This is a genomic window from Chromohalobacter sp. HP20-39 (assembly GCF_033052815.1).
Taxonomy (GTDB): Bacteria; Pseudomonadota; Gammaproteobacteria; order Pseudomonadales; family Halomonadaceae; genus Chromohalobacter.
This window is the reverse complement of sequence record NZ_JAWHTP010001231.1, coordinates 1-231: the sequence shown is the minus strand read 5'-3', so window position 1 is coordinate 231 and position 231 is coordinate 1. Positions and strand designations below refer to the sequence as shown.

Here is a 231-nt window from a genome sequence, read left to right as displayed (position 1 = left end):
CTAGCGCGTTGCGTTCGCGCGTGAGACGGTCGATCTCTTGCTGTAGCGTGCTGACGGTCGAAGAGCTGCGGGTGACCTGGAGTTGTGCTTCGTCCATGGCACGCTGCCGATTGGCCACCTCCTCCTGGGACACCGTGAGTTGGGCAGCCAGAGTTCGAATCTGTGCTTCAAGATCGCGGTTGTTGTTCAGGTTTTCGTTCAGCTCTTCCTGCGTGACTTGGAGCTGCAGGC

General features: G+C 59.3%; 1 protein-coding gene. It reads right to left on the bottom strand.

All coding sequences use genetic code 11. The features are described from left to right. A partial coding sequence (locus RVY79_RS21805; protein WP_317466710.1) for a hypothetical protein occupies positions 1-231 on the bottom strand: 231 nt, incomplete at both ends.